Here is a 6833-nt window from a genome sequence, read left to right on the forward strand (position 1 = left end):
CTGTGTGTGTGCATGTGGCGCCCGGCTCCCGGGGCGCCGGCGGTTCAGTTTGTTGCGTCCGTACCGGGCACGGCGGCTTCTACCCGGCGCGGCGGCGGATTCATCGTGGCAGCCAACACCAGCCAGACCACGGCGATCACCGCGCAGACCAGATTCACCGCCTGCGCACCATGCTGCTGCGCGATGTAACCCCCGAGCATGCCCCCGAGAAACAGCCCCAGTGACTGCAAGGTATTGTACACGCCGAGGGCGGTCCCTTTGGACGCCGCAGGCGCGATCTTGGAGATCCACGACGGCTGAGTCGCCTCGAGCACGTTAAAGGCCACGAAGAACAGGGTCAGCCACAGCGCGAGCCCGAAGAGCGTGTCGCCGAGCGCGAAAAGCCCCAGCTGGACGATTACGAGCAATATGATAGCAGCATTGAACACACTCTTCATCCGTCCATGGCGCTCTGCAAAGATCACTGCCGGGACCATGACCGCGAACGACAGTAACACCGCAGGCAGATAAACCTTCCAGTGCTCGGTCAGCGCCAGACCGCCGGCGGCGACCAGCGCGGCGGGCACCAGCACCCACATCGTAGTCTGGATGAGGTGAAGCGCGAACACGCCAAAGTTCAGACGCATCAGTTGACCGTCGCGAAGCACGTCGACGAATCGACCGGCATTGGCCCGAGGTACCGGCGGCGCATCGGGCACCACGCGCAACACCACGAAAATTGCGCCCGCCGCGAGTATGGCGGTGAACCAGAAGATCCCGCTCATGCCGATGGCTGCGTAAAGCAACGGCGCGGCAACCATGGACAGCGCGAACACCAGACCGATGCTGGCCCCGATCATCGCCATGATCTTGGTGCGGTGCTGATCGCGCGTCAGATCCGCGGCGAGCGCGGTCACCGCGGCGGAGATCGCACCTGCACCCTGCAGCACGCGCCCGGCAATGACCATGTAGATATCATTCGCCAGCGCGGCGACGACACTGCCCAGGAAGAAGATCACCAGCCCGGCGACGATGACGGGTTTGCGGCCGAAGCGGTCGGATGCGGCGCCAAAGGCGATCTGCAGCATCGCCTGGGTGATACCGTAAGCGCCAATGGCAATCCCCACCAGCATCAGGTTGTCACCGCCCTGCAGCGTCTGCGCATGCACCGAGAAGACCGGCAGGATCAGAAACAATCCGAGCATGCGCAAGCCGAAGATCGCCGCCAGGCTCATGCCGGCGCGTCTTTCTTCACGGCTCATGGAATCGTGCGCGGTTTCGCTCATTGGTTTCCAGGTTCGAGGCTTTTCGACGAAAGCCGGCATTCTACCAGCGACGGTCGCAATCTCCCGACAACAGGTGGCCGTATCCGGCTCAACGCCGGCGCAACGACGTTTGTCGCGTGACTCTGTTCTCTCGTATAGTGGTGTGTTGCTCCCGGCGCGTTATGAAACACATGATCGACATCCGGATACGGGGTGCCCGCACCCACAATCTCAAGAACATCAATCTCGACCTTCCCCGCAACCGACTGACGGTCATCACCGGCCTGTCGGGGTCCGGCAAGTCGTCACTCGCCTTCGACACCTTGTACGCCGAAGGTCAGCGCCGCTACGTCGAATCCTTGTCTGCCTACGCCCGCCAGTTTCTCCAGCTCATGGAGAAGCCGGATGTCGATCTGATCGAAGGGCTGTCACCGGCTATCTCCATCGAGCAGAAAGCGACCAGCCACAACCCCCGCTCCACGGTGGGCACCGTCACCGAGATTCACGACTATCTCCGCCTGCTCTACGCGCGAGCCGGAACACCCCACTGTCCGGACCACCCCGACCAGGCGCTCGAAGCGCAGACGGTCTCGCAGATGGTGGATCATGTGCTCGCGCTGCCGGAGGAAACGCGCCTGATGATTCTCGCTCCGGTGGTCGCCGGGCGGAAGGGTGAGCAGCTTGACCTGTTCGCAGAACTCCGCGCCCAGGGTTTCGTACGCATCCGGGTGGACGGCCAGGTCCATGAGATCGACGCGTTGCCGGATCTCGCCGCACGCCAGCGTCACACGGTCGAAATCGTCATCGACCGCCTCAAGGTTCGACCAGATCAACGCGGCCGTATCGCAGAGTCCTTCGAGACTGCCCTGCTCCACTCGGACGGACGCGCGATCGCGGTGGAAATCGACGGCGGCACCGAACATCTCTTCTCGGCACGTTTCGCCTGCCCGGTGTGCAGCTATGCGCTGGCCGAGCTCGAGCCCAGATTGTTCTCTTTCAACAACCCGGCGGGCGCCTGCCCAAATTGCGACGGCCTCGGCCATGTCGAGTTTCTCGACCCGGCGCGCGTGGTCGGCCACCCTGAGCTTTCACTTGCAGCCGGTGCGATTCGTGGCTGGGACAGGCGCAATCAATTCTATTTTCAGATGCTGGCGAGCCTCTCCGCGCATTACGGCTTCGATATCGATACGCCGTTTGCCGAGTTGAGCGAAGCCGTGCAAAAGGTGATCCTCTTCGGCTCGGGCAAGGAGAAGCTTGCATTCCGCTACCTCTCGGACAGCGGTCGCAGCGTGCGCAAGGAGCACCCCTTCGAAGGCATCATTCCCAACCTGGAACGCCGCTATCGCGAGACCGACTCGATCGCGGTGCGCGAGGAACTCGCGAAATATCGCGCATCACAACCGTGCCCGGTGTGTCGCGGCAGCCGTCTGCGCAGCGAAGCGCGCCATGTCCTGGTCGGTGGCCAGTCGATCGACCGGGTCGGTCACCTGCCTCTGGGCGAATGTCGTGACTTTTTTTCGAACCTGAGTCTTGACGGGCACAAGGCCCTGGTGGCTGACAAGATCGTGCGCGAAATCGACAACCGCCTTGGTTTTCTGATCGACGTCGGCCTCGACTACCTGTCACTCGACCGCTCGGCCGACACGCTCTCCGGCGGCGAGGCACAGCGGATTCGCCTCGCCAGCCAGATCGGCTCCGGACTGACCGGTGTCATGTACGTCCTCGACGAGCCCTCGATCGGCTTGCATCAGCGAGACAATGACCGTCTGCTGGGCACCTTGCGTCACCTGCGGGATCTCGGCAATACCGTGATCGTGGTCGAGCACGACGAGGACGCCATTCGCTACGCGGACCACGTGGTGGACATGGGTCCCGGCGCCGGCATTCACGGCGGGGAGATCGTGGCAAGCGGGCCTCCGGAGGCCATCATTGCCTCACCCAAATCCCTCACCGGGGCTTATCTGTCCGGGCGTCGCAGCATCGCGACACCCGGGGAGCGCAAGCCTCCGTCTCCCGGACGGTGCCTGAAACTCAAAGGAGCGACGGGCAACAACCTGCGAAGCGTCGATATCGAGATTCCCTGCGGCCTGCTTACCTGCATCACCGGCGTTTCGGGCTCGGGCAAGTCGACACTCATCAACGATACGCTATACATGCTGGCTGCCCAGCATCTGAACCGGGCATCGACCGAACCTGCGCCACATCACAGCATCGAAGGGCTGGAGCACTTCGACAAGGTCATCAATGTCGACCAGGCGCCGATCGGGCGCACGCCACGCTCTAACCCGGCGACCTACACCGGGTTGTTTACGCCCATCCGCGACCTTTTTGCCGGTGTGCCCGAGGCCCGCTCTCGCGGCTATGGCCCCGGCCGTTTCTCTTTCAACGTCAAGGGCGGACGCTGCGAGGCCTGTCAGGGCGACGGCATGATCAAGGTCGAGATGCACTTTCTTCCGGACATGTACGTGCCGTGCGACGTCTGCCAGGGTCGCCGCTACAATCGAGAGACGCTGGAAATCCGCTACAAGGGGCGAACCATCCAGGAAGTGCTCGAAATGACGGTCGAGCAGGCACGCGCTGTCTTTGACGCGGTACCCAGCATCGCACGAAAGCTCGACACCTTGCTCGATGTCGGACTCGGCTATATCCACCTCGGACAAAGCGCAACGACGCTTTCCGGCGGTGAGGCGCAGCGGGTCAAGCTTGCCCTCGAACTGTCAAAACGCGATACCGGACGCACGCTCTACATCCTCGACGAGCCGACTACCGGCCTGCATTTTCGTGACATCGAACTGCTGCTCAGCGTGCTCGCCAGACTGCGCGACCATGGCAACACCATCGTGGTCATCGAGCACAACCTCGACGTAATCAAGAGCGCGGACTGGATCGTCGATCTTGGTCCGGAGGGCGGCGACCGCGGCGGAAACATCGTCTGTGCCGGCACGCCGGAAGTCGTGGCTGAGCACCCGGACAGCCATACCGGCCGTTATCTCCGGCGAGCACTGACGCAGACCAGCGCCCAACCGTCGATGTGAAATCTGCGCTTACTGTTGACCGCACGACGGCATCACCATGCGACATCGATATCGGGCAGAATGAAGCACTGATTCCGGCATGGAGCCAAACGGATGACTGACGTTCCCACCGACCCCTCGAGCCGCTTTCTTCATCGCGTAGAGCGCCGAGCCCGCTTTCTCGAAACCCTGTTCATCGCTGAAATGGGCGTTTACCTGTCGCCCGACAACGAGCAACGCAGGCGCACGATAGAGATGCTTGTGCGGTTGATCGCACGCCAGAGCGAATTGCCGCACATCAAGCCGGAAGCCTTCAAGCAGGCCTTCGAAATCCTCAACCGCCATCTCGAAGCGATGCAGCGAGTGCTGCCTCACGACGTCCAGTATCGCAACCGCCTGCGCAAGGCCTGGTAGCTGGCGCGCCGTATCACGCGTCCAGGGCGCAGGCCCTCAGGGTTTCCATCGGCACTACAGACAGGGCCGACTGATGTGTCGCAGCCAGCACCACAGGCGGTGCGACACCGGCTTCATACGCCTCGATCCAACGCAGGGCGCAAAGACACCAGCGATCACCGGGCTTAAGTCCTGCAAAGCGATATTCCGGGCGAGGGGTCGCCAGATCGTTTCCGCGCTCACTGGAAAACGCGAGAAATTCGGCGGTGACCTTCACGCAAACCACATGGCGTCCGAGATCGTCCGGCGAAGTCTCGCAGCACCCGGTCCGGAAGAAACCGGTCAATGGTGCATAGCTGCAAGCAAGCAAGGGCCCGCCGAGTACGTTCAGTTGTTCCTGTGTTCGAAGGTCGCTCACGTATTCCGCTCCAACAAGTTTGATGATCCGACAAGCGGCGCCAGCCGAGGTTCGGGCCTCGCCGCTCAGTTCGCGTACCCGCGCGGATTCAGCGACTGCCAGCGCCACGCATCCTCACACATTTCTTCCAACCCCCGTTCGGCACGCCAACCGAGCAGGCGCTGCGCCAATGCCGGATCGGCCCAGCACTCCGCTACATCACCCGCCCGACGAGCGACCACCCGATACGGCACTGCTCTCCCAGCCGCGCGCTCGAACGCCCGCACCACCTCGAGCACGCTGTAGCCCTGCCCGGTTCCAAGATTCACACATGTCGTGGACCCGAGCTCATCCAGCCGCTCGATGGCCTTCACATGACCTTTTGCCAGATCGACGACATGGATGTAATCACGCACCCCGGTGCCGTCTCGCGTCGGATAGTCCCCACCGAAAACCTGCAGGGCGTCCCTCAACCCCACCGCCACCTGGGCGACGAAAGGCATCAGATTGTTGGGCACCCCGGCCGGATCCTCCCCGATGAGACCACTTGGGTGGGCACCCACCGGGTTGAAATAGCGCAGCAACACGACGCGCCAGCGCGCATCGGCGAGTGCCAGATCGGTGAGCACCCGCTCCATCATCCATTTGCTCCAACCATAGGGATTCGTCGCTGACGTCGAAAAGTCCTCCCGAATCGGAACAGTCGCAGGATCCCCGTAAACAGTGGCCGAGGAGCTGAACACCAGGCGAGTCACATCGCACTCCGCCATCACTTCAGCCAGCGCGATCGTACCGACGATATTGTTGTCGTAATAGCGCAACGGATCTGAAACCGATTCGCCGACCGCCTTCAACGCCGCGAAGTGAACCACTGCATCGATTCGATGCGCGCCGAACACTCCGCGCAAGGATCCCCGATCTCTGACATCGGCCCGATAGAACGCGCTGACGGGCCTCCCCGCAATCCGCGCCACACGCTCAAGCGCTTCCTGCCGACTGTTGCAGAGGTTGTCGACCACGACCACCTCATGTCCGGCCGCCATAAGCTCGACACAGGTGTGACTCCCGATATAGCCAGCTCCGCCGGTGACCAGCACAGTAGCCATCCACCTCTCCCTCGACCCAAGTGGTTATCATCTTAACGTCAGAATAACGTCGAAACCTCACTCGCACCCGATATGCCCGACCCCAACACTGCCACCCAAGCCAATGCCCCCGATGGCGAACCACTCCGCCTCGACAAATGGTTGTGGGCGGCCCGCTTCTACAAGACCCGGAGCCTCGCCCGGCAGGCAATCGAAGCCGGCCACGTCCGTGCGAACGGCGTTTCAGCCAAACCGTCCCGCCCGGCGCGGATCGGCGATCTGATTGAGATCAAGCGGGGGGAGCACGCCATCGAGTGCAACATTCGGCGCCTGAGCAATCAGCGTGGGTCCGCGAGCATCGCTGCCACCCTCTACGAAGAGACACCCGGAAGCATTGACCGCCGAGAGCAGATCAGCGCAGAACGACGACTCCACTCCGACGCGTATCGCCCGGGCGGTACTCGTCCCACCAAGCGCGAGAGACGAAACCTGGACCGGTGGCGCGGCAAAGGCGAGACCGAGCCGACCACTGAATAGCACCGGGGCTCATTCCGGCTGCGTTCAACCTAGCCCGCACTTCTCACACCGGCGCGTAGCGAGGGCGCCGAGGTACCGCTGTGGTCGCCCCACTGACCGAGCGACGCTGAAGGCGTAGCTCACACTACGTCGAAGCGGCGAGAGGAAGTACGGCATGCCACAG

General features: G+C 62.6%; 6 protein-coding genes. 3 read left to right on the forward strand and 3 right to left on the reverse strand.

Going from position 1 to position 6833, the window contains the following annotated elements; translation table 11 throughout:
* Positions 1-44: 44 nt before the first annotated feature.
* Positions 45-1265, reverse strand: coding sequence for an MFS transporter (locus GPA21_RS09835; RefSeq protein WP_246261877.1), 1221 nt, complete (start codon positions 1263-1265; stop codon positions 45-47).
* 170 nt (positions 1266-1435) lie between these two features.
* Between GPA21_RS09835 and uvrA the strand changes: the two genes are divergently transcribed.
* Both uvrA and GPA21_RS09845 read left to right on the forward strand, forming a co-directional pair.
* Complete coding sequence (gene uvrA, locus GPA21_RS09840) at positions 1436-4279, forward strand: excinuclease ABC subunit UvrA (protein WP_168988033.1); 2844 nt, start codon at positions 1436-1438, stop codon at positions 4277-4279.
* Between the two features lie 93 nt (positions 4280-4372).
* Positions 4373-4672, forward strand: coding sequence for a hypothetical protein (locus GPA21_RS09845; RefSeq protein WP_168988027.1), 300 nt, complete (start codon positions 4373-4375; stop codon positions 4670-4672).
* A gap of 13 nt (positions 4673-4685) precedes the next feature.
* Here the strand turns inward: GPA21_RS09845 and GPA21_RS09850 are convergent, their stop codons facing one another.
* A complete protein-coding gene (locus GPA21_RS09850; protein ID WP_168988028.1) occupies positions 4686-5069 on the reverse strand; it encodes a DUF2237 family protein in 384 nt (127 codons plus the stop codon).
* Positions 5070-5134: 65 nt separating this feature from the next.
* The gene (galE, locus tag GPA21_RS09855; protein WP_168988029.1) at positions 5135-6154 is read right to left on the reverse strand and encodes a UDP-glucose 4-epimerase GalE; all 1020 of its coding nucleotides are present in this window, start codon (positions 6152-6154) and stop codon (positions 5135-5137) included.
* A gap of 72 nt (positions 6155-6226) precedes the next feature.
* Between galE and GPA21_RS09860 the strand changes: the two genes are divergently transcribed.
* Positions 6227-6670, forward strand: coding sequence for an RNA-binding S4 domain-containing protein (locus GPA21_RS09860; RefSeq protein WP_168988030.1), 444 nt, complete (start codon positions 6227-6229; stop codon positions 6668-6670).
* The last annotated feature ends 163 nt before the right edge of the window (positions 6671-6833 follow it).

Origin of the sequence: Azoarcus taiwanensis (assembly GCF_012910885.1) — a bacterium.
Taxonomy (GTDB): domain Bacteria; phylum Pseudomonadota; class Gammaproteobacteria; order Burkholderiales; family Rhodocyclaceae; genus Azoarcus_F; species Azoarcus_F taiwanensis.

Coding starts and splice junctions, on each gene's coding strand:
- GPA21_RS09860 (WP_168988030.1), top strand. CDS start 6,227: ATGCCCGACCCCAACACTGCCACCCAAGCCAATGCCCCCGATGGCGAA.
- GPA21_RS09835 (WP_246261877.1), bottom strand. CDS start 1,265: ATGAGCGAAACCGCGCACGATTCCATGAGCCGTGAAGAAAGACGCGCC.
- uvrA (WP_168988033.1), top strand. CDS start 1,436: ATGATCGACATCCGGATACGGGGTGCCCGCACCCACAATCTCAAGAAC.
- galE (WP_168988029.1), bottom strand. CDS start 6,154: ATGGCTACTGTGCTGGTCACCGGCGGAGCTGGCTATATCGGGAGTCAC.
- GPA21_RS09845 (WP_168988027.1), top strand. CDS start 4,373: ATGACTGACGTTCCCACCGACCCCTCGAGCCGCTTTCTTCATCGCGTA.